Origin of the sequence: Pseudomonas sp. UBA6699 (genome assembly GCF_002454615.1) — a bacterium.
Taxonomy (GTDB): Bacteria; Pseudomonadota; Gammaproteobacteria; order Pseudomonadales; family Pseudomonadaceae; genus Aquipseudomonas; species Aquipseudomonas juntendi.
This window is the reverse complement of the sequence record NZ_DKJF01000098.1, coordinates 52249-76554: the sequence shown is the minus strand read 5'-3', so window position 1 is coordinate 76554 and position 24306 is coordinate 52249. Positions and strand designations below refer to the sequence as shown.

Here is a 24306-nt window from a genome sequence, read left to right as displayed (position 1 = left end):
TGCTATGTTTGTACAATATTAGTCATGGCAGCCGAGGCCAGCATGGCAGTCTCAGCCCGATTCACATCCCTGTGTCTGTTGCTGACCGCTCTGGCCACGGCGGCTGTGGCGGACTGGCGCTCGGATGTGCCGGCCGCACAACGGCTGGGAGAAGGCGATTTCAGCTGGTGGGGCCTGCGTTTGTACAGTGCGCGGCTGTGGGCTGCCGGCCCCGTGCAGCGCTGGGATGAGCCGTTCGCGCTGGAGCTGCGTTACCACCGCTGGCTGTCCAGAGACACTTTGGTCGAAGCCAGCCTTGCAGAAATGCGCAGGCTCGACGGGGGCAGCATGACGGCGCAACGCAGCGCGCAACTGACCGCGCTGCTGCAACAGGCATTCGTTGACGTGCACCCTGGCATGCGCATCACGGGTGTTTACCTGCCGGGCCAAGGCTGCCGTTTTTACGTTGCCGGCAAACTCAGCCGCGAAATCACCGACCCTGTCTTTGCCCGGGCATTCTTCGCCATCTGGCTCGGCCCGAATGCCAGGGACCCACAATTACGGCAGCGCTTGCTTGGGCTGGCCGGCACCGATGGAGAGCCGTGACATGAACGTTGGCAAAGCGCTGTTACTGGTTGGCTGCCTGCTGTTGGGCAGTTGCGGCAACGTGGGGGTCGAGCATTATGCCGGTGAGCAACCCAAGCTTGACCTGGCGGCGTTCTTCTCCCGGCCGGTTCAGGCCTGGGGCATGTTCCAGAAGCGTTCCGGCGAGGTGGTCAAGCGGTTTCATGTGCGCATTGACAGCCGCCGGGAAGGTGAGCGGCTGATTCTCGACGAGCACTTCGTGTACAGCGACGGCACGCGCCAGCAGCGCACTTGGACCTTGGTGCCGGACGGGCCTGGGCGCTGGCGGGGCACGGCCGGCGACGTGATCGGCGAGGCCCGCGGCGAAGTGGCGGGCAATGCGCTGCGCTGGCGTTACCGGCTGGACTTGCCGGTGGACGGCAAGCACTGGGAGGTGGACCTGGACGACTGGATGTACCTGATGGATGACGACACGCTGATCAACCGCTCGAGTATGAGCAAACTAGGTGTGGAGATCGGCCAGATCACGCTGTTCTTCCGCCGCCTGCCGGAGGCTACGCCATGAACCTGAATGCATTGGCCCAGCACGTGGATGCTGGCGAAATCGAAGAGCTTGAAGTGCTGTCGCTGGAAGGCGGCTTCTACGTTTTGCGTGCCATTACCGCAACCGGCCCGGTTACCCTGAGCGATGCACAAGGGCAGCCTGTGCGGCTGCGCTCCACAACCGAACTGCGCGATTTGCTGGCCGACATGGCCGAGGTGCCATGCGTGCTGGTGCAGCAGTCGGTGCATGATGAGATGTGCGGGCAACGTGACGGCCCCATTGTACCGTTGCGGGTGCCGATTACCCTGGCCAGCCAGTGGTAGGCCGCCCCGTGCGCCTGGGCCTGGTGCTGGGTGACCAGTTGTCGCTGGAGCTGCCAAGCCTGAAGGCACTGAACCCTGCCCAGGACGCCATCCTGATGGCAGAGGTGGAGGGCGAAGCGCGCTATGTGCCCCATCACCCGCAAAAGATCGTGCTCGTTTTCAGCGCCATGCGCCACTTTGCCCAGGTGCTGCGCGAGCGCGGCTGGCAAGTGCACTACGTACCGATCGATGACAGCGACAACAGCGGCACCATCGTCGGTGAGCTGCGCCGCTGGCGAGAACGGCTTGGCGCGGCGCAGATCGACCTCACCGAATGTGGCGAGTGGCGGCTCGAGCACGCGTTGCGCGAGTCCGGGCTGCCCTTGACGTGGCACCGCGACACCCGCTTTCTGTGCTCGCGTGAGGCCTTCGCGCGCTGGGCCGAGGGTCGCCGGCAACTGCGCATGGAGCATTTCTATCGCGGTATGCGCAAGCGGTGCAGCCTGCTGCTGGAGCCCGATGGCAGCCCTGCCGGGGGCACTTGGAACTTCGACAGTGAAAACCGTAAACCACTGCCTCGCCACCTGGGCGCTCCGTTCGCGGCGCGCTTTACGCCCGATGCCATTACCCTGGCGGTGATGGCGCTGGTACGCCAGCGCTTCGGCGACCACTACGGCGAGATAGACGGGTTCGAGTACCCCGTCACCCATCAGCAGGCGCTTGAACTGTGGCAGCACTTTCTCGACTTCGGTCTGGCGGCATTCGGTGACTACCAGGACGCCATGGCCGAAGGTGAGCCGTATCTTTTCCATTCACGCATCAGCGCGGCCCTGAACATCGGCTTGCTCGATGTGCGGCAGTTGTGCGAAGACGTGCAACAGGCCTGGCGCGAAGGCAGGGTGCCGCTGAACGCCGCCGAAGGCTTCATCCGCCAACTGATCGGTTGGCGTGAATATGTCCGCGGTGTGTATTGGCTGCGCATGCCCGACTACGCCACATTGAACCACTTCAGCAACGCCCGCGGCTTGCCCGAGTTCTACTGGACCGGCAACACCCGCATGCGCTGCATGGCGCAAGCGATAGGGCAAACGCTGCGGCTTGGGTACGCGCACCACGTGCAGCGGCTGATGGTGACCGGCAACTTTGCGCTGTTGGCAGGCATCGCGCCTGCCGCCATCTGTGAATGGTACCTGGCGGTTTACATCGATGCGTTCGACTGGGTCGAACTGCCCAACACGCTTGGCATGGTGATGCATGCCGACGGTGGCTACCTGGGCTCCAAACCGTATTGCGCCAGCGGGCGCTACATCCAGCGGATGTCCGACCACTGCAAGGCCTGCAGCTATCGGGTAGACAAGGTGGTGGAAGCCGATGCCTGCCCGTTCAATGCGCTGTACTGGCATTTTCTTATGCGCCACCGTCAACGCCTGTCGGCCAACCCGCGCCTGGCAATGGTCTACCGCAACCTCGACCGCATGGCTGCCGCGCGCCGTGATGGTGTGTGGCAACGTGGAGAGCAGTTGCTCGCCGACCTGGATGCAGGCAGGCCGCTGTGAAGAAGCAAAACCTGCCAAGCAAGCTGTGCGTGGTGTGTGGCCGGCCATTCGCCTGGCGCAAGCGCTGGGCGCGTTGCTGGGACGAGGTGCGTTATTGTTCCGAGCGCTGTCGCCGATCAGCGCCACGCGGCCAGGCGCACCAGCAAGGACAGGGCCAAGGCCCAGATCGGCACTAGAATCAGGGTGGTTGCCAAAGGCCCCAGGGGCAGCGTGACATCGGCCAGCCTCGCGCCGCCCAGATACGCCAGGGGGCCGGCAACCGCGCCGACCACGGCACCGCGCAAAAACGGCCGGCCTGCCCAGGCCAGGCTATGGCGCAAACCGCTGGCCAGCACCAACCACATCGATGCCAGCCACAAGGGTAACGGCCAGGCATGAAAATCAAATACGCCAAAACTGCCTAGCAGGCTGTCCAGCAGGCAGCCAACCAGGGTTACGCGTAACAGCGCCCAAGCTTCTGCCCGCGGCTGTGTGCATGTCCACAGGTGTAGCGCCAGGCCCACAGGTATCAGCACCAGCACCCAAGGTGTGCTGGCACCCCATATGCACAACCACCAGCCCAATTGCAGCCACAGCGCATTGGCAACCTGGCCGCGGGTAACCATCACGCTGGTACAGGCAGCGGCGCGCGACGCGCGTTCGGCGCCGCCCACAACAGCTGCGCCACGCCAATGGCACGCTCCTCGAAACCGCCCTGGCAGTAGCACAGATAAAACTCCCACAGGCGCTGGAACGTCTCGTCATAACCCAACGCCGCGAGCGCGGCGCGCGACTGCTTCAGGTTGTCGTGCCAGTGCCGCAGCGTCAGGGCATAGTCGACACCGAAATCCTCCATGTGAACCAGGTTCAGCGCTGTCTGGCGGCTGGCCGTATCGACCAGCACGCTGAGCGAGGGCAGGGCGCCGCCGGGGAAAATATAGCGCTGGATGAAGTCCACCGAGCGCCGTGCCTGAGCATAGCGCTGGTCGCGAATGGTGATCGCCTGGATCAGCATCAGGCCATCGGGCTTGAGCAACGCTCCACATTGGCGGAAGTACGTGGGCAGGTAGCGGTGGCCTACAGCCTCGATCATCTCGATCGACACCAGCTTGTCGAATGTGCCGCGCAGGTCGCGGTAGTCCTCCTGCAGCACCGTGATCTGCCGCTCCAGCCCCAGGTCTTTGACCCGTTGCAGGGTATGGCTGTATTGCGCCTGGGACAGGGTGGTGGTGGTGACCCGGCAACCATGATGGCTGGCCGCATGGATGGCAAGGCTGCCCCAGCCAGTGCCGATCTCCAGCAGGTGGTCTTCCGGGCCCAGTTCAAGCTTTTCGCAGATGCGTTGCAGCTTGCGAAGCTGGGCCTGTTCAAGGGGTTGGTCGGGGTGCTCGAACTGGGCAGCCGAGTACATCATGGTCGGGTCCAGCAGCTGTTCGAACAATGCGTTGCCCAAGTCATAATGGGCCAGTATGTTGCGTCGCGCACCGCGCCTGCTGTTGCGGTTGAGCCGGTGCAGCAGGCGCAGGGCAGGCCGGCCCAACCGCGCCAGGCCCCCTTCGAGGGCGTCGAGCACCTCGAGGTTGGCGACGAACAACCGCGTGACCAGGGCCAGGTCCGGGCTGCGCCAGTAACCATGGATATAGCCCTCACCGGCACCGATCGAACCATTGCTCGCCAGCAGGTTCCAGGCAGCATCATCGAGAATTTCCACCTCCGCCTGCAGGGCACTGGCGGCATCACCGAAGGCCCATTGTTGACCATGGCAGAGCACACGCAGGTGGCCATGGCGCAACTTGCCCAGTTGTGCCAGCACAGCGTTGCGCGCCAGCGCGCCCAACCAAGGGGCGATGCCTGCTGACTTGCTAACGCTCAGGGTGGGATTGGACATGATCGGAGTCCTCGCAAGGTTGGCCAAGTGCCAGGTCGCCCTGGCTGGCGGTGTGGTCGTGAATAGGCGTGCGCTTGCAGAACAGGCGCAGGGCTTGCCAGTAGATGCCCGTCAGGGTGCGCAGGCTCATCCAGGGGAAGGCCAGGATGTAGCGGTGCAAGGCGGGACGGTCCAAGGGTTGGCGCCGTAGTGCCAGGTCGGCTTCGAAGACCTTGTGGCCGCTTTGCCAGTTTTCCATGTGGATGCGCACCCGGCTCTCGTCGAGGTGGAAGCGCAAGCGGTAGTCCATGTCCAGCGGCATGAACGGCGACACGTGAAAGGCCTTGTTCACCGCGAACGGCTGCGCCAGCCCGCCCTGTACGGGCAGCACATAGTGGAAGCGCTCTCGCCAAGGGGTGTTGCGTACTTCCAGCAGGATTGCCGCCAGGTGCCCATCGCGGTCGTGGCAGAAGTAGAAACTCACCGGGTTGAACGCCAGTCCCCAGCAACGCAGCTGGGTCAGCAGGCGTACCGGCCCTTCCGGCACCTGGCCCGTGGCTCGGCCCACCAACCGCCGCGCGGCGCCGGCCAGCGATTGCCCTTGGCCGGTAAAGGCCGGCAGGTAATCGGTTTCACGGAAGCTCAGCGGCGCCAGGCGCGAGCGCCGTAACCAGCGCGACAGGGTCATCAGCCAGGCTTGCTCGTCCAGGTCCAGGTAGAACATGCCGACTTGGTAGCGGAAGGCGTGCGGCCGCGGGCTCAGGCGCCGGTGGCTGAGCCAGCCCAGGCACAGACCGCTGTTCATAGCTGTTCCCCGAAATGGCTGGCCACCTGCAGCGCGCTGGTGACGCCGTCCTCGTGAAAGCCGTTGCCCCAGTAGGCCCCGCAGAAATAGCTGTGCTGACCGCCTTGCAGCTGCGCATGCCGGGCCTGTGCGGCCAGCGCCGCCAGGCCGTATTGCGGGTGGGCGTAACTGAAGCGGGCGATGATCTGGGCGGGGTCGATCAGGGCGGTCTGGTTCAGGCTCACGCAGAACGTCACCGGCGCCTGCAGGCCTTGCAGGATATTCATGTTGTAGGTCAGCGCGGCCGGTGCCTGACCGTCGCCGGCCAGGCGGTAGTTCCAACTGGCCCAGGCTTTGCGCCGGCGGGGCAGCAGGCGGGTGTCGGTGTGCAGCACCACATCATTGTCGGCGTAGCCGATGGCGCCCAGTACTGCCTGCTCCTGTGTACTCGGTGCCTGCAGCAGGGCAAGGGCCTGGTCGCTGTGACAGGCGAATACCACTTTGTCGAAGCGCTCGGTGCCGGCAGCGCTGTGCAGGGTCACCCCATCCTGGTCTCGGTCGACCCGGTGAACCTTGCAGTCAAGCCGTACTTGTTCGGCAAACCGCCGGCTCAGCGGGCCGATATAGCTGCGTGAACCACCTTCTATCACCCGCCATTGCGGCCGCTTATTGACCGACAGCAGGCCGTGGTTGCGGCAAAAGCGCACGAAGAACTGCAACGGAAAAGCCAGCATGTCGGCCCGGGACATCGACCAGATCGCCGAGCCCATGGGCACCACGTAGTGATCGACAAAACGTTGCCCGTAGCCTTGCGCCTGAAGATAGCTGCCCAGCGTGGTGTGATCGTCTATTCGCCCTGCATCCAGGTCGGCGATAGCCTGCCGGTTGAAGCGCAGGATTTCGCGCAGCATCCCCCAGAAACCCGGTGACAGCAGGTTGCTGCGTTGTGCGAACAGGGTGTCGAGGCTATGACCGTTGTATTCCAGGCCGCTGAGCGGGTCGTTTACGGAGAAGCTCATCTGCGTGGGTTGTGAGCCCACATCCAGTTGCTCGAGCAAACGAATGAAGTTCGGGTAGGTCCAGTCGTTGAACACGATGAAGCCAGTATCGATGGCATAGCGCTCGCCTGCCCAGTCCACGTCCACGGTGTGGGTGTGGCCGCCGACCCAGCTCGCGGCTTCGAACACCGTGACCGCGTGGCGACGGGAGAGCAGGTAGGCACAGGTGAGGCCGGCAATGCCGCTTCCAATAATGGCGATGCGCATGGGTCAGTCCTGTTCGTGGCGGGCCAAGCGCAGGCCCAGGGCCAGGCGCAGACGCGGGGGCAGGGCCCCGAGCACACGCAGGCCCCAGGTGAAAAGGCTCGGGAAGTTGATTTCAAGCGGGCGCCGGGGCAAGCGCTTGGCAATATGTTGTGCCGCGCGCTCGGCAGACCACAGTTGCGGCATGGGGAAGTCGTTGCGGCGGGTCAACGGCGTATCGACAAAGCCCGGGCTGACCAACGTCACGTCGATACCCTCGCGTGCCAAGTCGATCCGCTGCGACTCCACCAGGTAACGCACGGCTGCCTTGGACGCCCCGTAGGCTCCGGCACGGGGCAAGGCCAGCCAGGTTACCGAACTGCCGACCACCACCAGGTGCGGGCGCACGCCTGCCCGCAGCAAGGGCAGGGCGGCGGCCAGGCAGTTGCTCACGCCCAGCAGGTTGGTGCGTACCACGCGTTCGACAAGCGCCGGGTCGAAGTGGCCGGGCTCCAGGTATTCACAAGTGCCTGCATTGAAGACCGCCATGTCCAGCCCACCCCAGGCTTGCTCGATGCGGGCGGCCATCTGTGCCACTTGTGCAGCGTCGGCAATGTCGCCCTCGGCCAACAGCACCTGCCCCGGATACCGCTCGGCCAACGGCAGCAGTGCCTGGCTGCGACGGCCACCCAACGCGACCTGGTGCCCTTGTTCCAGCAGCGCTTGCGCAAGGGCTGCGCCAAGGCCACTGCTAGCGCCTGTCAGCCAGCAGCGGCTCATGCCAGCCTGCCTTTGAGCCAGCGAATGGCCCCGCCCATCAGTGGAACGTGCTCATACAACAGGGCGCCGGCGTCGAAGAAATCCTGGTGAAAATGGACGCGGTCACGCCACTGCAGAAAACTGCAGCCTTGCACCGTTATCGGTGCCCCCCGTGCCAGCCGTGGGTGACGAAACTCGAGGGTCCAGCGCAGGTAACCCTGGCCAGGTAGCACCTCGTCCGCCGCGGCGAAGGCATAGCGGATATCGCGGGCATTGGCGTACAACTGGGCGAAATAGGCCTGCAGGGCGTCGAGCCCGTGAATTTGATGCAGGGGGTCGCGGAAGACAACGTCTTCGCTGTACAGGGTGTTCAGTGAATCGAGGCTGTCCACGTCAAGGTGGGCAAAGCGTTCGGCGAACTGCTGCAGGTAAGCGGACATGCTCGGCTCCGGACAATCCTGTACAACACCCGATTGTTGTACAGGTATACTCGAAGCCTACGACAAAAATTGTACAAGTCAAAGTTTTTGTATAGCTATTTCAGCTTTCGCGTTGCGCCAGCTGTTGCCGCAGTTCAGCGACCTCGGCTTCCAGCGCCTTGATCCGCGCCTCGGCCTCTACCTGCCGGGAAACATCGTGCTGAATGCCGATGTAGTAGGTCAGTTGATCCGCCTGGTTGAATACTGGGCTGATGGACAATTCGTTCCAGAACGGGCTGCCGTCCTTGCGGTAGTTGCGCAGGACTTCCCGGCACGGCTTGCCGTCACGAATCGCCTCGCGGATGCGCTGTACGGCTTCCTGGTCATGGTCGGCGCCCTGCAAGAAGCGGCAGTCCTGGTACAGGATGTCCCTGGCCTGGTAGCCCGTCAGCCGCTCGAAAGCTGTGTTGGCATAGATGAGGATGCTGTCTTCGCCTTCCTGCTCGGCTACGACGATGCCGTCGTTGGATTGCTCGACCATCAGTTGCAGGAGTTTTGCAGTGATCATGTAGCGCTACCTACGCAAATGTCATGTTCAGTAAGCGCAGCGTAGCCTCTGTGCAGGGCTTCGCGCGCAGTTTGCTGCATGATGACCCAGTTCGGCACTGCGCAGAAGGTGTGTATCGGTTTAGAATGGGGCACTTCCCGGACGACCCGTGCAATGACTGATACTACTCAAGCCGACCTGCTGCCCATGCGCGATGTGGTTACCCTGACGGGCATCAACCCGGTGACCCTGCGCGCCTGGGAGCGGCGCCACGGCTTGCTCCGCCCGCAGCGCACCGACGGTGGTCACCGGCTGTACACGGCCGAGGATGTGCAGCGTATCCGCGACATTCTGCACTGGACCAACCATGGGATGCCGATCAGCAAGGTCGGTGAGCGCCTCGCCGCCCAGCCGAAAGCCGCCATGCAGTCGGATTCGGCCTTTGCCGAATGGCGCGCAGCGCTGCTGCGTGCTACCCAGGCGTTCGATGCCCAAGCGCTGGATGCGCTGCATGGCCAGTTGTTCACGTTGTTGCCCAAGGCGACGGTGCTGCGCGAAGTGCTGATGCCGGTCTGGCAGCAACTGGCTGCCGGGCGAGCCTTCGGCCAACGCAGCCAATGGGTGTTCTTCGATAATTTCTTGCGTGCGCGCCTACTGATGCGCCTGCAGATGAACCAGGCCAATGCGCCGCGCGTGATAATGGCGGGCACTGAAGGGCATGCTGAAGCGCAGTTGCTGTGCACCGGTCTGTTGCTGAGCAGCGAGCAACAGCGCATTGACGTGCTTGGCTGTGATCAGCCACTGGAAGAGCTGGCGCTGGTCTGCGCCGCCGTGCAGCCTGCAGCGTTGGTGATTGCCGCACAGGGCTCGGTGAGCGCAACAATGGCCCGCCAGCTGCGCGCCTTGCAGATGGATGTCGCGTGCCCGCTGGCGTTGGTCGGTGCGGACCTAGCCGGGTCACAATCGGTCTTGCAAGGCATACCCCTGCGGCTGCTGGATGAACAGGGCGATGACCTTGCCGGGGTGCTGAGTGCCTTGCTGGCAGGCCGGTTGGAGCTTTGAGCACCCGCTGCATGACCGGGTGCGCAAAACTCACAGCATCAACGCGACCTCAGCCTGCCTTGGCTGACGCGGTTCATTCGCTCAGTGCTTTGATCAACTGATCGTTGAAGGCTGGGATATCGTCCGGCTTGCGGCTGCTGATCAGGTGGCCGTCTACCACCACCTTCTCATCCACCCACTCGCCCCCGGCGTTGCGAATATCGTCCTGCAAGGTCTGGTAGCTGGTCATCCGCTTGCCCTTTACCAGGCCCGCCGATATCAGCAGCCAGGCCCCGTGGCAGATTACTGCCAGTGGCTTGTTTGCCGCAGCGTGGCTTTTTACCAGCGCTTGCGCGCCCTCGATCAGGCGGATGGTATCGGAGTTCTGCACCCCGCCCGGCAACACAATGGCGTCGTACAGGTCCACCTGCGCGCTGTCGAAGGTGGCATCCACGGTAAACTCGTCAGCCGGTTTGTCATGGTTCCACCCGCGTACCGTGCCGTCCTTTTCGCTCAGGATATCGACCACCGCGCCTGTTTGTTCCAGGGCTTCACGTGGGCCGGTCAACTCGACCTGTTCAAAACCGTCAGTTACCAGGAATGCCACGCGTTTGCCATTCAGTTTGTCGTACATCGTGATTCTCCGTTTTCGATAGGCCTGAGAAGGAGGCCATCGTCACGCCGTGAAGTTCCAACGCAATTCACCGGCGGTGCTGGCTGATGACATCGCATCCATGCCCCCGAAACAAAACTGAACGCTGAGGTGCGGCCGCCAGTCGTACCGCTAACTTTCATGAAAAAGGATGTTGGCGATGAAGACGATGACTCGACTGTTCACTGGCCTGGCGCTGGCGACCGCGCTGGGCAGTACGGCGGCGTGGGCGGACCAGCCTGGTGCTGACTGGAAGGTGAGCAAAGACCAGGCGGAAGCGACGCTGAAGGGCGCTGGCTACACGCAAATCACCAAGATCGAGGCCGATGACGGCCATTGGGAAGGTGAGGGCATCAAAGCCGATGGCAAGCAGTACGAGTTCAAGGTCGATCCGCGCGACGGCAAGGTCGTCAAGGACGAACTGGATAACTGATCCAGAGCGGGTGTTGCTCACTGAGCGGCCCGTGCCTGGCGCACGGGTTTTTTTTGGGGCCGGTTCCTGCGTCGTTCTGTTGCGCAGTGGCCGGCCGCTCTCTACCGCCGATGCACCCGGACTGAACATCGCGCGCTCGAGGTGCTCTCACCCTTAATGATTGAGCGAGGGCAGCGCCATGAGTATCGAACGCAGCATTCCCGAGCTGGCAGCGTGGTACGCGCAGTACGACGACGTCAGTTACCGCAGCGAATCGCCAGACGCCTACCACCATGAACTGCTGCGCACCGCCGAGGCACTGCGCGACGATGGCACACTCGACTGGGACGACTGGCTGGCGCTCAAGGCACTGGCTGACGAAGCCCATGTGCGAGCGGTGGAAGACGCAGTTCAGGCCCATGTGAATGACCCTGACGCATGAAAAGCCTCCGCATCGCCACGTTCAACATCAATGGCATCAGCAGTCGCTTGCCTGCGTTGCTGGAGTGGTTGAAGCGCGAACGGCCCGACATCGCCTGCCTGCAGGAGTTGAAGGCCGCCGATCACAAGTTTCCGCGCCAGGAAATTGAAGCGGCAGGTTACGGCTGTGTTTATCAGGGCCAGCCCGCCTGGAACGGCGTGGCCATTCTGGCGCGTGACAGCGAGCCGCTGGAGGTGCGACGTGGCCTGCCAGGCATGGAGGACGACACCCAGAGCCGTTACCTGGAAGCAGCGGCGCATGGGCTGCTGGTCGGGTGCTTGTATCTGCCCAACGGTAATCCGCAGCCTGGGCCGAAATTCGATTACAAGTTGCGCTGGTTCGAATGCCTGATCCAGCATGCGCAAACGCTGTATGCCAATGGGCACCCAGCGCTCCTGGCGGGTGATTTCAACGTGGTGCCCACGGACCTGGACATTTACGACACACGTTCCTGGCTCAAGGATGCCTTGTTGCAGCCAGAGTCTCGTGCCTGTTTCGAGCGTCTGCTGACGCAAGGTTGGACGGATGCCGTTCGCCACCTGTACCCGGACGAGCGCGTGTACACCTTCTGGGATTACTTCCGCAACCACTGGGCACGTAACGCCGGGCTGCGCATCGACCACCTGCTGCTCAACCGCGAGCTCGCCCCTTACCTGAAAGGGGCGGGGGTAGATGCCTGGGTGCGCAATGAGGCCAAGGCCAGCGATCACGCCCCTGTGTGGGTCGAATTGGGCGGCCGCCGCCGTAACTGAGGCAACGGGCAAAGCGCTCTGCCTCGGTGGCTACCGGAACAGCCGAGGCCCATTCCGGTAGCGCAGTCACGTGGTGCGTTATTTCTTGCCCGGCAGCACCGAGCTGAGCACCTGTTTGGCCGCCTGCACGATGACCCCGGCCTGGTCAGGGTCACCCTTGAGCAGGCTGCTGGCGAAGTTCTTGGCCTGCTCCAACTTGATGTGTGGGGGCAGGGGAGGCACATTCGGGTCGGTCTTGAACTCGATCAGCACAGGCCGGTCAGCCGCCAGCGCCCGCTCCCACGCGTCGGCGATATCCTCCTCTCGCTCCACGTAGATACCCTGCAGGCCGATGGAGATGGCGAACAGGTGATAAGGCACATCAGGAATTGACTGTGAAGCCTCGAACTTCGGGTCGCCTTCCATGACCCGTTGTTCCCAGGTGACCTGGTTGAGGTCTTCGTTGTTGAACACCGCGCAGATCCACTGGGGGTTGTCCCATTGCTGCCAGTACTTGGCAACGGTAATCAGCTCGGCCAGGTTGCTCATCTGCATCGCGCCGTCACCTACCAGCGCGATCACGCCACGCTGCGGGTGGGCGAACTTGGCGGCGATGGCATAAGGTACCGCCGCGCCCATGCTCGCCAGGCCCCCTGACAACGAACACTGCATGCCTTGGCGCACCATGAGGTCGCGGGCATACCAGTTGGCGCAGGAACCCGAGTCGCTGGTGACAATGGCATGGTCGGGCAGGCGCGGGGAGAGTTCGTGCACGACCCGCTGCGGGTTGATGGGGTCTGCCTTGGCCATGGCCCGCTTGGCCAAGGTCTTGTCCCACTTGCCGCGCCAGCCTTCGACCTTGGCCCGCCAGCGCCGATCGGTCTTGTGCTCCAGTAGCGGCAGCAGGGCCTGCAGTGTTTCGCTGGCATCCCCCACCAAGTTGACTTCCATCGGGTAGCGCAAGCTGAGCATGTCTGGCTGCAGGTCGATCTGCACGCCACGGGCCTGGCCTTCCTTGGGCATGAATTCGGCGTAGGGGAAGCCGGAACCGATCATCAGCAAAGTGTCGCATTCGTTCATCAGGTGCGCACTGGGCTCGGTGCCTAGCAGGCCTATCGCCCCGGTCACCCACGGCAGATCGTCGGGCAATACCGCCTTGCCCAACAGCGCCTTGGCCACGCCAGCACCCAGTGCTTCAGCCACCGCCACCACCTGTTCGCTGGCCTGCAGCGCGCCTGCACCCACCAGTATCGCCACCTTGCGCCCCGCGTTCAGCACCTCGGCGGCGCGCTGCAGGTCGGCTGCGAACGGGACCACCTTGGGCTTGCTGTAGCCAACGCCGGAGTGCACGGTGCCGTGGGCCCGCGGTGGGTCCTCATAAGGCAGGTCCTGCAAGTCGTTGGGGAGAATGACAGCGGTAACCCGGCGCTCGCCGACGGCAGTGCGTACCGCGCGGTCAAGCAGGTGCCGCACTTGCGCTGGGGTTGACGCCTGCTGCACGAAGGCCCCGGCAACGTCCTTGAACATCGACACCAGGTCCAGCTCCTGCTGATAGTGCCCGCCGAGCGCGGCGCGCGCCTGCTGGCCTACAATCGCCAGAACCGGCTGGTGATCCATGCGCGCATCATACAAGCCCGTCAGCAGGTGCGAAGCGCCTGGGCCGGAAGTTGCGATGCACACGCCAAGTTCACCGGTGAACTTGGCGTGTGCACTGGCCATGAATGCGGCCATTTCCTCATGGCGTGCCTGCACGAACTGGATCTTGCCCTCAGCCCGCCGCAAGGCACCGAACACCCCGTTGATACCGTCGCCAGGGTAGCCAAAAATACGCCGCACACCCCATTGGTACAGACGCTCCACCAGAAAGTCACCCACTGTGCTGCTCATCATGTTCCCCCTAGGCGTGATCGATAGGGGTCTGGACTGGGCAGCGGGCGGTAAAGTTTCAAGTGAGTGCGCGCGGGCCACCCGAGTGGGCACATACCGCGCTACGGCTGGCTGGCTCAACCACCGGCGCCATTCCCGCCGCTGCCACCTGTTCCAGATCCGCCACCCTGACCCGTTCCGGTGCCGTTCCCTGTCCCGCCACTACCCGAGCCCTGGGTGGTGCCATCTCCACCTGTTTTATCCGTGTCATTGCTGTCGGTACCGCCGGCGCCGGTACCCATGCCATCGCTTGGTGTGCCGGACCCGGTAGCGCCGCCGTTGCCGTTCATGTGGCCGCTGTCATCCGTGTGGGTAGCAGGGGCACGCTGGTCATTCATGTCGGTGGCGGCCAGGGCCAGCGGCGCACTGGCTCCAAGGCATAGTGCCAAAAACAGCGCGTGGGGCTTGAAAGTCTTCATGGTGAGTCTCCAGCAAGGTTGATCACCTCTAATTGGTCCTGGTCGGCGCACCCTCCGTGCGTAGCGCGCGACGGATGGTGCATGGCTGGGTTCAACCGTCGGACTGCTCCTCAGGCGGAACCTGGCCTTCCGGCCAATCGGGCGCTTGCACCGGTGGCTCGGGTTCGGGTACCGGCTCGCCGGGGTTGTGGGGTATCTCGTCAACATAGGGGTCGGGATGAGAAGGGTCGATCATGGTGGTTCTCCTGAGGGTGAGTGGGTACGGCGTTAGGCGGTGTGGCCGCGTTGACCGTTCCATTCAATCTGCCCATGGGAACACGAACTGACCACTCGGCAACGCCGGCACTGGGCCTTGAGGGAAGGCAAATCAAACTTTTGCCAGCCTGCATGCTCTTCTGAATACACCTGACGTAGCTGAGGAGAAACTCATGAAACACACCGATGGCAAGACCGGCGACAAGGTTCCACGCGCCGTTTCCTCGGAAGAGGCACAACGTGGCGAGCAGGTGCCTGGCCCTGTGCTTGAGAAACCCGACCCCAAGACCGAAGCGGTAGACAAGGTGATTACGCCCACGTCCATCAAAGAGCAGGAAGCAGAAACCGAGGCCATCAAGCGGCAGTTGGCGCAGGTCGATGGAAAGCTGCGCGAATGATCAAACGCACGTCACGGTTCTGATCAGGACCACGTATCCAGCCCTGGGGCAGGCCGATATCTGGATTTTCTCCACCCATCGGCTCGCCCGAATTGATGGCTCAGCGCTCAACCATCCCGATGAAAAGGAACAGCTCAATGCCTACCGCAGCAGGCAAGATTCGCTATGGCGTAGTGGCCGGTGGTTCGATTTCCCAAGGCGCGTTCATGCCCGGCATCGGCCAGACCGACAACTCGGTAATCACCGCACTGGTCACCGGCGATGCGCAGAAGGCATCTCACCTGGCCGCCCAATATGGGCTCAAAGCCTATGCCTACGAGGAGTATGCGACGCTGTTAAGCGCCGGTGAGGTGGACGCGGTGTATGTTGCTACACCTAATTTCCGCCATCGCGAGTTTGTGATCCCCGCACTGGAGGCCGGTATCCACGTGCTGCTGGAAAAGCCGATGGGCACCAGCGAGGCGGATTGCAAAGCGATGATCGAGGCGGCGAACCGCTCGGGGGCAAAGCTGATGATTGCCTACCGCTTGCACTGCGAGCCTGGCACGCTGGACATGATCGAGCGTGTGCATGCTGGCCATTTCGGCGACCCGCGGTTGTTTACCTCGACCTTCACCCAACGGGTCAAACCTGGCAACCACCGGGCACAGAACGGTTTTGCTGCCGGGCCGGTGCCCGACATGGGCCCTTATCCGCTGAACATGGTCCGCCAGTTGTTCAATGCCGAACCGATCGAGGTCAGCGCAGTGGGGGTCCACTCGCCGGGCAGCACCCTGCAAACCTGGGACACGGTCACTGTGAGCCTGCGCTTTCCCGAAGAGCGGCTGGCGCAGTTCACCGTCAGCTACACGTTGCCAGACACCGAACGCTTCCAGCTGTTGGGTACAGAAGGCGAGATCGAAGCTTCGCCTTGCTTCGGCTACGGGGAAGGGGTCGCTATCAGTTACCGTGCCACGATCGGTGGCGAAACGCGTGTGCACGTCAACCCGATTGTCGACCAGTTTGCCGGGGAGACCGCTTATTTCTCCGACTGCATTCTGCGCAACGAAATGCCGGAACCTGACGGTGACGAAGGCTGGCGCGACGTGCGGGTAGTGGCGGCAATCGAGCGCGCCTTGCTGACTGGCCAGCCACAACGCCTGGAGCCGTTGCCTGCGCGTGCGTTCGCCCGTCGGCGTGAGCAGCGCCGGGCCTTTGCGCTGGCAGAGGCGGCACCTATGATCAACACTGAATCGCCTACTGAATAAAGCCGGTGGCTGCGCGCCCGGGGAGGGCGCGCAGGCCAAGGTCATGCCGCTCGCTGCTCTTCCTTGAGCAATTTCTTCTGCGCCTCCATGGCCCGCCCCATTTCCTCCAGCTCCTGCTTGCCCAACAGCTTGCGGGCAGTGGGGAACAGCTCGCTTTCTTCCTCCTCAATATGGTGTTCGAGCAGCTCCTTCATCACTTTGACCCTGCCGGCGAACTCCACAGTGCCGGTTTCGGTGTGCAGCAAGTCCGGGATGACCAGCGAGTCGACAGTGCGGTGTTCCTCTTTGGCCTCGTAATACATCTTGGCCTCTTCCTTGCCGCCGGCCTGCTTGATCGCCGGGTACAGGATCTCTTCTTCCAGGGCCGTGTGGATGTCGAGTTCCTGCTTGATCCGTGCAAGCAGCTCGGCACGCTTCTTTACCGCGCGCTCGGTAGTCGAGGACAGTTCTTCGAGCAGTTTCTTCACCAACTGGTGGTCCTGGATCAACAGTTCGATTGCGTTCATGTGGTACCCCTCATAGGCGGGAAAAAGGTCACGGTCGTGAAGTGTTGAGCCAGCGCCAAGCGGCAAGGTTCAATGCGGTTGATCAGCGAACCGGCGTACTGAGCAGGGGAATGACCAAGTGGTCAAAAATTTCTGAATTTTCTAGCGTCGGTTCACTCCATTAGTCTGAATCGATGGAGGAGAGTCCAATGGCAGGGCAGCAGTTGTATGTGATCGAGTATGAGCTTCACGGTGAATTTCGCACCTTCATCATCCGCCTGGGGCGTATGGACAACGCCGAGGCCTGGCACTGGGCGAGCTGTGATGCAGGCGTAGGAATTATTCCCCGCTTTGGCCAGCACACGATCAAGAAGGTCAGCCGCCCCATGGCTGAGCGCTATGGCATCGGGAATGTGCGCTGGCGCGCCTCGGGGGATGGCCCGGAGTTCGTTGCCCAGCCCATTGATGTGAAGAAGTTCTCGAATGGCGGGCCGGGCAAAAGCTGAGACCGCCCGCACGCCGCCTGCCGTTGATCCTGCTTTGGCAAGACCCGCTGAACTTCGTCGGGGGCTACAGATTCATGTTACCGGCCCTCATTAACACCACACAGCAGAGGATAAGCACCATGACAGCGTCAGAGAAGGACAAAGCCACCGAGCAGGCCGAAACCACCGGCGAACAGGAGCGCGACAACGATGCCCAGCGCCCGGATGGCTCCGGGGGCACTTCGCATGACTCCACCGCCCAGAAGGAAGCGCGCGAGAAGGGTGAGCACGGCGCCTGAGGCTGGGCGTGCTTGCAACCGCCAGGGTTCATCAGATCTCACCCATCAGGAGCCGACCTGTGCCGCGCATCATAACCCCCACCACGCCGGAGCATGAGGTCAGCGCACACAACGCCCATATGTTCGGCTCACCCAAGGAGCGGCTGGATTTCTATCGCGGTGAAATCCAGTATGAGACCAGTATTCTTGCCAACCGCACCGACGCCTACCTGGCCGCACAGTCATTTCTGGTCATCGCGTTCGTGTCATCGATGGGTAACCTCAACCAGAGCTGGGGCGAAATGTTCACCCTGATGGTCCCGCCGTTTCTGGCCTTGCTTGGCATACTCAGCTCGCTCAATGCCTGGCCCGGTATCCGCGCGGCCTATCGCATCATCGAGCACTGGCAACTCAAACAGAGCCATTTGCTGCGCAGCGAGCCGTTGATGGGCCTGGCCTATGACGAGTCGCCTCTGTTCAGTGAGGCGGAAACATCACAGGCCGGGCACCGCAAGTCGCTGCTGTTCTCGCTGCGTACACCGTGGATATTCCTGGTGTTCTGGCTGATCCTGGGTGCCTATGCGGTGTTCATCCAGCTGGCCTGAGCAACGCCGCCGGTAGCAGACCTCGCCTCAACGATGGCGTGGTAACCCTGTGCCAACGCTCGCGGCCAGGTTACTTGGCGCAGCACCTGGAACCAGTATGACCTTGCGGCAGTCGTGGCTCTTCTGATCGAACATCTTGTAGGCGAAGGCCGCCTCCTCCAGGGCCATGCGATGGGTCACGATGAGTTCGGGTTGCAGGCGCCCGTTCTCGATACAGGCGAGCAGTTCGGGCAGGAACTTCTGCACATGGGTCTGGCCCATCTTGAAGGTCAGGCCTTTGTCGAAGGCATCGCCGAACATGAACCCGTGTACGTACCCGGCGTATACCCCCGGCACACTGACGATGCCCCCGCGGCGTACGGCGGCAATGCTCTGGCGCAGTGCCTTGCCGTTACTGCCCTCGATCTTCAGTGCGGTCAACACCGCTTCGGCGGTACTGCCTTTGGCTTCGAAACCTACCGCGTCAATCACGGCATCTACCCCACGCATACCCGGGGTGAGGCGGATGATGCTGTCGGCCGGGTCGTCGTCGTCCTCGATATTGATCGGCACTACGCCATAGGTGTCGTGGGCGAAGGCCAGGCGGTGCTGGTTGGCATCTACCATGAAGATGGTCTGGGCGCCCAGCATCCGCGCACAGGCGGCACTCAGCAGCCCGACCGGGCCGGCACCGTAGATCGCCAGCGTCGAACCCTGGCCCACCTGGGCGTTGGTAACTGCTTGCCAGGCGGTGGGCAGGATATCGGAGAGGAACAACACCTTGTCGTCGGGCAGCGCTGTCGGCACCTTGAACGGGCCGACATTGGCCTTCGGCACGCGCACATACTCGGCCTGGCCGCCGGGCACGCCACCGTAGAGGTGGCTGTAACCGAACAGGGCGGCGCCGGGTGGGATGCTTTTCTTGTTGACGATGGCGCCGCGGCCTCGGTTGGTGGTTTCGCAGGCGGCGAACTGGTCGAGCTGGCAGAAGAAGCAGCTACCACAGGCGATCACGAACGGGATCACCACGCGGTCACCGACCTGCAAGTGGGTAACCCCGCGCCCGGTTTCTTCGACGATGCCCATGAATTCGTGGCCGAAAATGTCGCCAGGTTTGGTCTCCGGGATCCTGCCGTGGTACAGGTGCAAGTCAGAACCGCAAATGGCTGTGGCGGTGACTCGCAAGATGACGTCGTCGTCGTGCTCGAGGATGGGATCCGGAACATTGTCGACGCGAACGTCCTGTGGCCCGTGGTAAGTCAGTGCTCTCATGGATACGACTCCTGCGGTGGCTGCTTTCAAGATGGTCCATGCCGGGGAACTCGGCAAGTCGGCAACGTTCAGAAACGGCAATTTATTGGCAAATTCGGTGGGCCACATGCGCCGGCAGCGCAGGCCTGGCAGCGCTGCTGTCTGCATTGAGCAATCTGCCCGCTGTCGTTGTCCAGATTGGACCTGCATCGGTAATGATCGAGGAGTTTTCCGTGAGCAGTAAAAAGGCCCGCGTCAGTAACCAGGCTTCAGGGGATATTTCCGAGCTGCCCCACGACATGTTCTTCGCGGCCGTGGAAACCACGCGGATGCCCATGATCGTCACCGATCCCAACCGTGACGATAACCCCATCATTTTCGCCAACCGGGCGTTCCTCGACATGACCGGCTATGAGCTGGCAGAGATCCTCGGGCGCAATTGCCGGTTCCTGCAGGGCCCGGAAACCGATACCGAGGTGGTCGCAACCTTGCGCGATAGCATCGAACAGCGTGTGGATATCGCCACGGAAATTCTCAATTACCGCAAGGATGGCTCCAGCTTCTGGAACGCGCTGTTCATCTCGCCGATCTTCAATGAGCGCGGCGACCTGATCTATCACTTTGCCTCGCAGCTGGACGTCAGCCGCCGTCGCGATGCCGAGGACGCCTTGCGCCAGGCCCAGAAAATGGAGGCGCTGGGCCAGCTCACAGGCGGTATCGCCCACGATTTCAACAACCTGTTGCAGGTGATGGGTGGGTACCTGGGGCTGATCGCCAATGAGGCTGACAAGACTCAGGTCGACCTCAATCGCATCCGCCGCAGTGTGGGGCACGCGCAGACGGCGGTGGAGCGCGCCAGCACCCTGACCAAGCAGTTGCTGGCCTTCGCCCGCAAGCAGAAACTGCATGGGCGCGTGCTCAACCTCAACCACCTGGTCGATGACCTGCGGCCCATGATGGAGCGGACCTTCGGCGCCGATGTTCTGGTGGAGTTCGACTTCGAGGCCGACCTGCGCAATTGCCGCATCGACCCCACGCAGGCCGAAGTGGCACTGCTCAATATCTTCATGAACGCGCGCGACGCGCTGATAGGGCGCAAGCGCCCGCACGTGTTCATTGAAACCCGCAATGTGCTGGTCACCGACATCAACCATTCCTTCGACGGCCTTTTGCCCGGCAACTATGTCAGCCTGTCCGTGACCGACAATGGTATAGGCATGCCGGCCAGCATCCGTGACCGCGTCATGGACCCGTTTTTCACCACCAAGGAAGAGGGCAAGGGCTCGGGGCTGGGCCTGTCGATGGTCTACGGCTTCGCCAGGCAATCCGGGGGTGCTGCGCGCATCTACACCGAAGAGGGGGAAGGCACGACCCTGCGCCTGTACTTCCCCGTCGACGACGCCAAGGTCGTCCAGCAGCCCGCCGTGAAGACCGCCGAACGCGGTGGGGGCTCAGAGCGTATCCTCATCGTGGAAGACCGCCCGGATGTGGCAGAGCTGGCAAAAATGGTGCTCGAGGACTACGGCTACGCTGCCGACATGGTGCTCAATGCGCGGGAAGCGTTGAAGCTTAATCCAGGCTGGCGAGCGCTACGACCTGTTGTTCACCGACCTGATCATGCCAGGCGGCATGAACGGCGTCATGCTTGCCCGGGAGGTGCGCAGGCTGCAACCGCAGATCAAGGTGTTGCTCACGACTGGCTATGCTGAAAATTCGATCGAGCGCACCGACATCGGCGGCTCGGAGTTCGAGGTGATATCCAAGCCTTGCCAGCCCCATGACCTGGCCCGCCGGGTCAGGCAGGTGCTGGATGGGCCTACCGGCGTTACCTGAGCCGCGGCCAGCGGCTGCCCGACTGAGCCCTTCCAAGTTATTGAATTGTTTGCACCTGCTTGTGGTCCAACACTTGCGCTAGGGTCATAGGCTCTGTACACCTTCGTCTACAGCTTGGTCCGTGACCTATACCAGCGTCACATGTCGGTGAGCAGCGGCTGCCGACATTGCCAGGATTATGAGGCTCCCACAGAGGTGGATCATGAATAAAGAGGGGGTTGCCGCACCGTCGGCATTGAATACCCGTTCTGAATTACTCTCTATTGCAGATGATTCCTCGGAAAAATTGCGACTTGTGCTGGAGGCAGCCGCTATCGTCGGTACCTGGGTCTGGGATATTCCCAACGATCGGGTCACTGCAGACGAGCGTTTCTCCCGTTCGTTCGGCATTCCTGCGCAGCAGTGTCAGGCCGGCATCCCCTTGGCTGAAGCGTTTTCGGCGATTTACCCCGATGACCGTGCGCGGGTGCATCAGGATATCCAGCGGGCAGTGGCCAACGGCGGAGCGTTTCGCTGTGAATACCGCGTGCGTAACGAGGACGGTGTCTACCACTGGATCGAAGCCAACGGCCATGCCGAGCTGGACCATAGCGGGCGAGCCGTGCGGTTCCCGGGTGTGCTCATGGACATCGAAGCGCGCAGGGCCGCCGAAGCGGAACGCGATCGGGTCTCGGCGCTGTTGCGCACGTTTACGGCCGCCGTGCCGGGCGTGGTCTACGCCAAGGATCTCGACGGCAGGATGCTGATTGCCAACCACGGCGCGACGCAGCTGATTGGCAAACCGCCCGAATTCTACCTGGGCAAGACCGACCTGGAGTTCCTGGAAGACAAGGACCAGGCGCGCCAGGTGATGGAAACGGATCGGATGGTGATGGGCAGCGGCAAGACCGTGCAGGTTGAAGAGCGGGTCGACATGCCCGATGGCTCGGCAACCACCTGGTTGTCAGTCAAGGCCCCGCTGGTCGATGAAGCCGGGCAGATCATCGGCCTGATCGGCTCATCGATTGACGTTTCCGGGCGCAAGCAGGCGGAAGCTGAACTGCTGGAGCTGAACCGCACGCTGGAAAAGCGGGTCAGCGAAGCGGTTGCCGAGCGTGAGGCGGCGCAGGAGGCACTGCGCCAGGCGCAAAAAATGGAGGCCATCGGTCAGCTCACTGGTGGCATCGCCCACGATTTCAACAACCTGCTGGCAGGCATCATTGGCAGCCTTGACCTTGCCCGGATGCGCGGCAAGGCTGGGCGCACTGCAGACGTTGAGCGCTACCTCGAAGTCGCGCACCGGGCAGCGCAGAAGGCCGCAGCGTTAACCCACCGGTTACTGGCGTTTTCCCGTCGGCAGCCGTTGCTGCCCGTGCGCACCGATGTCAATGAGCTGGTCGAGGGTTTGAAGGACCTTATCAGCCGCACGGTCGGACCGTCGATTGCCCTCAAGGTCAATCTGAACGCGCAGTTGGCCGCGTGCCTGGTTGACCCGGTACAGGTCGAAAACTCCCTGTTGAACCTTTGCATCAATGCCCGCGATGCCCTGGCGCAGAAGCCTGGCACGATCACGATCGCTACGGCCAACCATACCTTGGAGGCAGGCCCTGGGCTGGATGCCGAACTGCAGCCAGGCGAGTACCTGACCATCAGCGTCACCGACAACGGTATGGGCATGTGTGCAGATACGCTCGCCAAGGCGTGCGAGCCGTTCTTCACCACCAAGTCGATAGGCGAAGGCACTGGGCTGGGCTTGTCGATGGTCTACGGTTTTGCCAAGCAGTCGGGTGGCCAGGTAAGGATCAGTTCTGAGGAGGGGGTAGGGACGCGGGTTGAATTGTCCCTGCCGGCAGAGAGGGGCCAGCCGCAGTTGGCGGGCCGCGCAGCACTCGAGCATGGCCTGTGTGGCCGGTGGTCTGACCGTACTGTACTGGTCGTTGACGATGAACCCTCCGTGCGCCTGTTCGTCAGTGATGTGCTCGGCGGTTTGGGGTGTACGGTCATCGAGGCGGCGGATAGCCAGGCTGGCTTGCAGCTGCTGTCTTCCGACACACGCATCGATTTGCTGGTAACGGATGTCGGGCTGCCTGGCGGCATTGACGGTCTTCAGATGGCGTCGTCCAGCCGCCAGATTCGCAAGGCGCTGCCCGTTATCTTCATGACGGGTTTCACCAACCCGGCCTTGTTCGAGCACGAGCTTCTGCGCGACCCATCGGCTTTACTGACCAAGCCTTTCGCCGTAGACGAACTGGTGGCCAGGGTACATGCCATGCTAGGCGCGCAGCCCGAACGATAATGCCGGGGTTGGCAGGGCGGCTCTGCCGTCAAAGAATCGGTTTACCACCTGTCACGGCATAGCGCGACCCGCTGATGTAGCTGGCTTCGTCAGATGCCAGCAGCACGTAGATCGGCGCAACCTCGACGGGTTGCCCAGGGCGCCCCATGGGGTAGCCGGAGCCGAAGTTCCGGACCGCCTCGTCGGGCATGGTCGCCGGAATCAACGGGGTCCAGATGGGCCCCGGGGCTACGCTGTTCACGCGAATGCCCTTTTTGCCCAGCAACTGCGCCAGGCCGGCCGTGAAGTTGGCGATGGCACCTTTGGTCGCCGCATACGGCAGCAAGCTGGGGGAGGGGTCGTCGGAGTTCACCGAACTGGTATTGATGATCGAGCTGCCCTTGGGCATGGAAGGCAACGCCGCCTTGCAAATGCGGAAAATGGCGGTGATGTTGATATCGAAGGTTTTCACCCATTCATCATCGTCAATTTCCTCCAGGGTTTCGTGGGCCATCTGGAACGCGGCATTGTTCACCAGGACATCGATGCGGCCAAACCGCTCGACGGTCTTGGCCACGATGGCCTGGCAGTGTTGCTTGTGCGCCAGGTCACCAGGCAGCATCAGGCATTGGCGGCCTGCCGCCTCGACCCAGCGTGCGGTTTCCTGCGCATCCTCATGCTCGTCGAGGTAGCTGATGGCAACATCTGCACCTTCCCGGGCATAAGCGATGGCCACCGCCCGGCCGATGCCACTGTCGGCCCCTGTAATCAGGGCGATCTTGCCTGCAAGCCGGCCATGGCCGGTATAGGACTGCTCGCCGCAATCCGGGTATGGCTCCATCTTGCGCTGCGTACCAGGAACGCTCTGCGGTTGAGACGGGAACGGCGGGGTAGGGTAGTCGCGCATGGTAAAAGCTCCTGCAGTTGAGAATGCTCATACCGGTTCGAGGAGGCTGGTACCTGCGCGTTGGTTCCAATGCGCCGAGGAAGCGACGAGCGGTGCCACCCCCGC

29 protein-coding genes and 1 pseudogene are annotated in these 24306 nt (G+C 62.6%); 16 read left to right on the top strand and 14 right to left on the bottom strand.

The window, feature by feature from the left end:
* Positions 1 to 42 precede the first annotated feature (42 nt).
* The 5 genes from B3361_RS18835 to B3361_RS18815 are packed head-to-tail and all read left to right on the top strand — an operon-like array spanning position 43 to position 3142.
* A complete protein-coding gene (locus B3361_RS18835; RefSeq protein WP_054903867.1) occupies positions 43 to 585 on the top strand; it encodes a chalcone isomerase family protein in 543 nt (180 codons plus the stop codon).
* Between the two features lies 1 nt (position 586).
* A complete protein-coding gene (locus tag B3361_RS18830) occupies positions 587 to 1129 on the top strand; it encodes a DUF3833 domain-containing protein (protein ID WP_029887143.1) in 543 nt (180 codons plus the stop codon).
* Entirely contained in the window at positions 1126 to 1431 is a 306-nt protein-coding gene (locus B3361_RS18825; protein ID WP_054903835.1) for a DUF6482 family protein, read from the top strand. The genes B3361_RS18830 and B3361_RS18825 overlap by 4 nt, the downstream gene beginning before the upstream one ends.
* An 8-nt stretch (positions 1432 to 1439) precedes the next feature.
* A complete protein-coding gene (locus tag B3361_RS18820; RefSeq protein WP_054903868.1) occupies positions 1440 to 2966 on the top strand; it encodes a cryptochrome/photolyase family protein in 1527 nt (508 codons plus the stop codon).
* Positions 2963 to 3142: a DUF2256 domain-containing protein gene (locus B3361_RS18815; RefSeq protein WP_082414515.1), complete on the top strand. Its 180-nt coding sequence runs from the start codon at positions 2963 to 2965 to the stop codon at positions 3140 to 3142. Before B3361_RS18820 ends, B3361_RS18815 begins: the two co-directional genes overlap by 4 nt.
* Here B3361_RS18815 and B3361_RS18810 read toward each other — a convergent pair.
* The 7 genes from B3361_RS18810 to B3361_RS18780 all read right to left on the bottom strand — a co-directional run bounded on the left by B3361_RS18810 (position 3083) and on the right by B3361_RS18780 (position 8583).
* Positions 3083 to 3571 carry a DUF2878 domain-containing protein gene (locus tag B3361_RS18810; RefSeq protein WP_054903869.1) on the bottom strand — a complete coding sequence of 163 codons (489 nt, stop codon included), beginning with the start codon at positions 3569 to 3571 and terminating at the stop codon, positions 3083 to 3085. The two genes, B3361_RS18815 and B3361_RS18810, sit on opposite strands and share 60 nt — an antisense overlap.
* Entirely contained in the window at positions 3571 to 4833 is a 1263-nt protein-coding gene (locus B3361_RS18805; protein ID WP_054903836.1) for an SAM-dependent methyltransferase, read from the bottom strand. The genes B3361_RS18810 and B3361_RS18805 overlap by 1 nt, the downstream gene beginning before the upstream one ends.
* Positions 4808 to 5617, bottom strand: a complete 810-nt coding sequence (locus B3361_RS18800; protein WP_054903837.1) for a DUF1365 domain-containing protein — start codon at positions 5615 to 5617, stop codon at positions 4808 to 4810. The genes B3361_RS18805 and B3361_RS18800 overlap by 26 nt, the downstream gene beginning before the upstream one ends.
* Positions 5614 to 6861 carry an NAD(P)/FAD-dependent oxidoreductase gene (locus tag B3361_RS18795; RefSeq protein ID WP_054903838.1) on the bottom strand — a complete coding sequence of 416 codons (1248 nt, stop codon included), beginning with the start codon at positions 6859 to 6861 and terminating at the stop codon, positions 5614 to 5616. The genes B3361_RS18800 and B3361_RS18795 overlap by 4 nt, the downstream gene beginning before the upstream one ends.
* A 3-nt stretch (positions 6862 to 6864) precedes the next feature.
* The gene (locus B3361_RS18790) at positions 6865 to 7617 is read right to left on the bottom strand and encodes an SDR family NAD(P)-dependent oxidoreductase (RefSeq protein WP_009685534.1); all 753 of its coding nucleotides are present in this window, start codon (positions 7615 to 7617) and stop codon (positions 6865 to 6867) included.
* Positions 7614 to 8036 (bottom strand): nuclear transport factor 2 family protein, encoded by a 423-nt coding sequence (locus tag B3361_RS18785; RefSeq protein ID WP_029887149.1) that lies wholly within the window; start codon positions 8034 to 8036, stop codon positions 7614 to 7616. Before B3361_RS18785 ends, B3361_RS18790 begins: the two co-directional genes overlap by 4 nt.
* Positions 8037 to 8136: 100 nt before the next feature.
* Entirely contained in the window at positions 8137 to 8583 is a 447-nt protein-coding gene (locus B3361_RS18780) for a PAS sensor domain-containing protein (protein ID WP_054903840.1), read from the bottom strand.
* A 153-nt stretch (positions 8584 to 8736) separates the two neighbouring features.
* On the opposite strand from B3361_RS18780, the gene B3361_RS18775 reads away from it, so the two are divergent.
* Positions 8737 to 9624 (top strand): MerR family transcriptional regulator, encoded by an 888-nt coding sequence (locus B3361_RS18775; RefSeq protein WP_054903841.1) that lies wholly within the window; start codon positions 8737 to 8739, stop codon positions 9622 to 9624.
* A gap of 73 nt (positions 9625 to 9697) precedes the next feature.
* Here B3361_RS18775 and B3361_RS18770 read toward each other — a convergent pair whose 3' ends face one another.
* Positions 9698 to 10237: a type 1 glutamine amidotransferase domain-containing protein gene (locus tag B3361_RS18770; RefSeq protein ID WP_054903842.1), complete on the bottom strand. Its 540-nt coding sequence runs from the start codon at positions 10235 to 10237 to the stop codon at positions 9698 to 9700.
* A gap of 178 nt (positions 10238 to 10415) precedes the next feature.
* Between B3361_RS18770 and B3361_RS18765 the strand changes: the two genes are divergently transcribed.
* The 3 genes from B3361_RS18765 to xth all read left to right on the top strand — a co-directional run bounded on the left by B3361_RS18765 (position 10416) and on the right by xth (position 11900).
* Positions 10416 to 10688, top strand: a complete 273-nt coding sequence (locus B3361_RS18765; protein WP_047149911.1) for a PepSY domain-containing protein — start codon at positions 10416 to 10418, stop codon at positions 10686 to 10688.
* 178 nt (positions 10689 to 10866) lie between these two features.
* Positions 10867 to 11109: a hypothetical protein gene (locus tag B3361_RS18760; RefSeq protein ID WP_054903843.1), complete on the top strand. Its 243-nt coding sequence runs from the start codon at positions 10867 to 10869 to the stop codon at positions 11107 to 11109.
* Positions 11106 to 11900, top strand: coding sequence for an exodeoxyribonuclease III (gene xth, locus B3361_RS18755; RefSeq protein WP_054903844.1), 795 nt, complete (start codon positions 11106 to 11108; stop codon positions 11898 to 11900). Before B3361_RS18760 ends, xth begins: the two co-directional genes overlap by 4 nt.
* 78 nt (positions 11901 to 11978) lie before the next feature.
* Here xth and B3361_RS18750 read toward each other — a convergent pair whose 3' ends face one another.
* The 3 genes from B3361_RS18750 to B3361_RS18740 all read right to left on the bottom strand — a co-directional run bounded on the left by B3361_RS18750 (position 11979) and on the right by B3361_RS18740 (position 14459).
* The gene (locus tag B3361_RS18750; protein ID WP_054903845.1) at positions 11979 to 13766 is read right to left on the bottom strand and encodes a thiamine pyrophosphate-requiring protein; all 1788 of its coding nucleotides are present in this window, start codon (positions 13764 to 13766) and stop codon (positions 11979 to 11981) included.
* Positions 13767 to 13882: 116 nt separating this feature from the next.
* Complete coding sequence (locus B3361_RS18745; protein ID WP_054903846.1) at positions 13883 to 14224, bottom strand: hypothetical protein; 342 nt, start codon at positions 14222 to 14224, stop codon at positions 13883 to 13885.
* 91 nt (positions 14225 to 14315) lie between these two features.
* Positions 14316 to 14459, bottom strand: coding sequence for a hypothetical protein (locus B3361_RS18740; RefSeq protein WP_154211175.1), 144 nt, complete (start codon positions 14457 to 14459; stop codon positions 14316 to 14318).
* Between the two features lie 193 nt (positions 14460 to 14652).
* Between B3361_RS18740 and B3361_RS18735 the strand changes: the two genes are divergently transcribed.
* Both B3361_RS18735 and B3361_RS18730 read left to right on the top strand, forming a co-directional pair.
* Positions 14653 to 14877 carry a hypothetical protein gene (locus tag B3361_RS18735; RefSeq protein ID WP_054903847.1) on the top strand — a complete coding sequence of 75 codons (225 nt, stop codon included), beginning with the start codon at positions 14653 to 14655 and terminating at the stop codon, positions 14875 to 14877.
* 137 nt (positions 14878 to 15014) lie between these two features.
* Positions 15015 to 16124 carry a Gfo/Idh/MocA family protein gene (locus B3361_RS18730; protein WP_054903848.1) on the top strand — a complete coding sequence of 370 codons (1110 nt, stop codon included), beginning with the start codon at positions 15015 to 15017 and terminating at the stop codon, positions 16122 to 16124.
* Positions 16125 to 16165: 41 nt separating this feature from the next.
* On the opposite strand, the gene B3361_RS18725 is transcribed toward B3361_RS18730, so the two are convergent.
* A complete protein-coding gene (locus B3361_RS18725; protein ID WP_054903849.1) occupies positions 16166 to 16630 on the bottom strand; it encodes a hemerythrin domain-containing protein in 465 nt (154 codons plus the stop codon).
* Positions 16631 to 16818: 188 nt separating this feature from the next.
* On the opposite strand from B3361_RS18725, the gene B3361_RS18720 reads away from it, so the two are divergent.
* From B3361_RS18720 to B3361_RS18710, 3 genes are all read left to right on the top strand, one after another.
* Positions 16819 to 17115 (top strand): DUF6555 family protein, encoded by a 297-nt coding sequence (locus B3361_RS18720; protein WP_009685521.1) that lies wholly within the window; start codon positions 16819 to 16821, stop codon positions 17113 to 17115.
* 119 nt (positions 17116 to 17234) lie between these two features.
* Positions 17235 to 17393 carry a hypothetical protein gene (locus B3361_RS18715; protein ID WP_009685520.1) on the top strand — a complete coding sequence of 53 codons (159 nt, stop codon included), beginning with the start codon at positions 17235 to 17237 and terminating at the stop codon, positions 17391 to 17393.
* A gap of 59 nt (positions 17394 to 17452) precedes the next feature.
* Positions 17453 to 17977, top strand: a complete 525-nt coding sequence (locus B3361_RS18710) for a hypothetical protein (RefSeq protein ID WP_054903850.1) — start codon at positions 17453 to 17455, stop codon at positions 17975 to 17977.
* A 27-nt stretch (positions 17978 to 18004) separates the two neighbouring features.
* Here B3361_RS18710 and B3361_RS18705 read toward each other — a convergent pair whose 3' ends face one another.
* Positions 18005 to 19228, bottom strand: a complete 1224-nt coding sequence (locus tag B3361_RS18705) for a zinc-dependent alcohol dehydrogenase (protein WP_054903851.1) — start codon at positions 19226 to 19228, stop codon at positions 18005 to 18007.
* Between the two features lie 212 nt (positions 19229 to 19440).
* Here B3361_RS18705 and B3361_RS18700 point away from each other — a divergent pair.
* Both B3361_RS18700 and B3361_RS18695 read left to right on the top strand, forming a co-directional pair.
* Positions 19441 to 21040, top strand: a pseudogene (locus B3361_RS18700) (hybrid sensor histidine kinase/response regulator).
* Between the two features lie 202 nt (positions 21041 to 21242).
* Positions 21243 to 23315 carry a hybrid sensor histidine kinase/response regulator gene (locus B3361_RS18695; RefSeq protein WP_054903852.1) on the top strand — a complete coding sequence of 691 codons (2073 nt, stop codon included), beginning with the start codon at positions 21243 to 21245 and terminating at the stop codon, positions 23313 to 23315.
* Between the two features lie 28 nt (positions 23316 to 23343).
* Here the strand turns inward: B3361_RS18695 and B3361_RS18690 are convergent, their stop codons facing one another.
* Positions 23344 to 24201 carry an SDR family oxidoreductase gene (locus B3361_RS18690; RefSeq protein WP_054903853.1) on the bottom strand — a complete coding sequence of 286 codons (858 nt, stop codon included), beginning with the start codon at positions 24199 to 24201 and terminating at the stop codon, positions 23344 to 23346.
* Positions 24202 to 24306: the final 105 nt, after the last annotated feature.

What these genes read in the sequence shown, in the direction of transcription:
- B3361_RS18835 (WP_054903867.1), top strand. Translation starts at nt 43, where the DNA reads ATGGCAGTCTCAGCCCGATTCACATCCCTGTGTCTGTTGCTGACCGCT.
- B3361_RS18830 (WP_029887143.1), top strand. Translation starts at nt 587, where the DNA reads ATGAACGTTGGCAAAGCGCTGTTACTGGTTGGCTGCCTGCTGTTGGGC.
- B3361_RS18825 (WP_054903835.1), top strand. Translation starts at nt 1,126, where the DNA reads ATGAACCTGAATGCATTGGCCCAGCACGTGGATGCTGGCGAAATCGAA.
- B3361_RS18810 (WP_054903869.1), bottom strand. Translation starts at nt 3,571, where the DNA reads ATGGTTACCCGCGGCCAGGTTGCCAATGCGCTGTGGCTGCAATTGGGC.
- B3361_RS18805 (WP_054903836.1), bottom strand. Translation starts at nt 4,833, where the DNA reads ATGTCCAATCCCACCCTGAGCGTTAGCAAGTCAGCAGGCATCGCCCCT.
- B3361_RS18800 (WP_054903837.1), bottom strand. Translation starts at nt 5,617, where the DNA reads ATGAACAGCGGTCTGTGCCTGGGCTGGCTCAGCCACCGGCGCCTGAGC.
- B3361_RS18795 (WP_054903838.1), bottom strand. Translation starts at nt 6,861, where the DNA reads ATGCGCATCGCCATTATTGGAAGCGGCATTGCCGGCCTCACCTGTGCC.
- B3361_RS18790 (WP_009685534.1), bottom strand. Translation starts at nt 7,617, where the DNA reads ATGAGCCGCTGCTGGCTGACAGGCGCTAGCAGTGGCCTTGGCGCAGCC.
- B3361_RS18785 (WP_029887149.1), bottom strand. Translation starts at nt 8,036, where the DNA reads ATGTCCGCTTACCTGCAGCAGTTCGCCGAACGCTTTGCCCACCTTGAC.
- B3361_RS18780 (WP_054903840.1), bottom strand. Translation starts at nt 8,583, where the DNA reads ATGATCACTGCAAAACTCCTGCAACTGATGGTCGAGCAATCCAACGAC.
- B3361_RS18775 (WP_054903841.1), top strand. Translation starts at nt 8,737, where the DNA reads ATGACTGATACTACTCAAGCCGACCTGCTGCCCATGCGCGATGTGGTT.
- B3361_RS18770 (WP_054903842.1), bottom strand. Translation starts at nt 10,237, where the DNA reads ATGTACGACAAACTGAATGGCAAACGCGTGGCATTCCTGGTAACTGAC.
- B3361_RS18765 (WP_047149911.1), top strand. Translation starts at nt 10,416, where the DNA reads ATGAAGACGATGACTCGACTGTTCACTGGCCTGGCGCTGGCGACCGCG.
- B3361_RS18760 (WP_054903843.1), top strand. Translation starts at nt 10,867, where the DNA reads ATGAGTATCGAACGCAGCATTCCCGAGCTGGCAGCGTGGTACGCGCAG.
- xth (WP_054903844.1), top strand. Translation starts at nt 11,106, where the DNA reads ATGAAAAGCCTCCGCATCGCCACGTTCAACATCAATGGCATCAGCAGT.
- B3361_RS18750 (WP_054903845.1), bottom strand. Translation starts at nt 13,766, where the DNA reads ATGAGCAGCACAGTGGGTGACTTTCTGGTGGAGCGTCTGTACCAATGG.
- B3361_RS18745 (WP_054903846.1), bottom strand. Translation starts at nt 14,224, where the DNA reads ATGAAGACTTTCAAGCCCCACGCGCTGTTTTTGGCACTATGCCTTGGA.
- B3361_RS18740 (WP_154211175.1), bottom strand. Translation starts at nt 14,459, where the DNA reads ATGATCGACCCTTCTCATCCCGACCCCTATGTTGACGAGATACCCCAC.
- B3361_RS18735 (WP_054903847.1), top strand. Translation starts at nt 14,653, where the DNA reads ATGAAACACACCGATGGCAAGACCGGCGACAAGGTTCCACGCGCCGTT.
- B3361_RS18730 (WP_054903848.1), top strand. Translation starts at nt 15,015, where the DNA reads ATGCCTACCGCAGCAGGCAAGATTCGCTATGGCGTAGTGGCCGGTGGT.
- B3361_RS18725 (WP_054903849.1), bottom strand. Translation starts at nt 16,630, where the DNA reads ATGAACGCAATCGAACTGTTGATCCAGGACCACCAGTTGGTGAAGAAA.
- B3361_RS18720 (WP_009685521.1), top strand. Translation starts at nt 16,819, where the DNA reads ATGGCAGGGCAGCAGTTGTATGTGATCGAGTATGAGCTTCACGGTGAA.
- B3361_RS18715 (WP_009685520.1), top strand. Translation starts at nt 17,235, where the DNA reads ATGACAGCGTCAGAGAAGGACAAAGCCACCGAGCAGGCCGAAACCACC.
- B3361_RS18705 (WP_054903851.1), bottom strand. Translation starts at nt 19,228, where the DNA reads ATGAGAGCACTGACTTACCACGGGCCACAGGACGTTCGCGTCGACAAT.
- B3361_RS18695 (WP_054903852.1), top strand. Translation starts at nt 21,243, where the DNA reads ATGAATAAAGAGGGGGTTGCCGCACCGTCGGCATTGAATACCCGTTCT.
- B3361_RS18690 (WP_054903853.1), bottom strand. Translation starts at nt 24,201, where the DNA reads ATGCGCGACTACCCTACCCCGCCGTTCCCGTCTCAACCGCAGAGCGTT.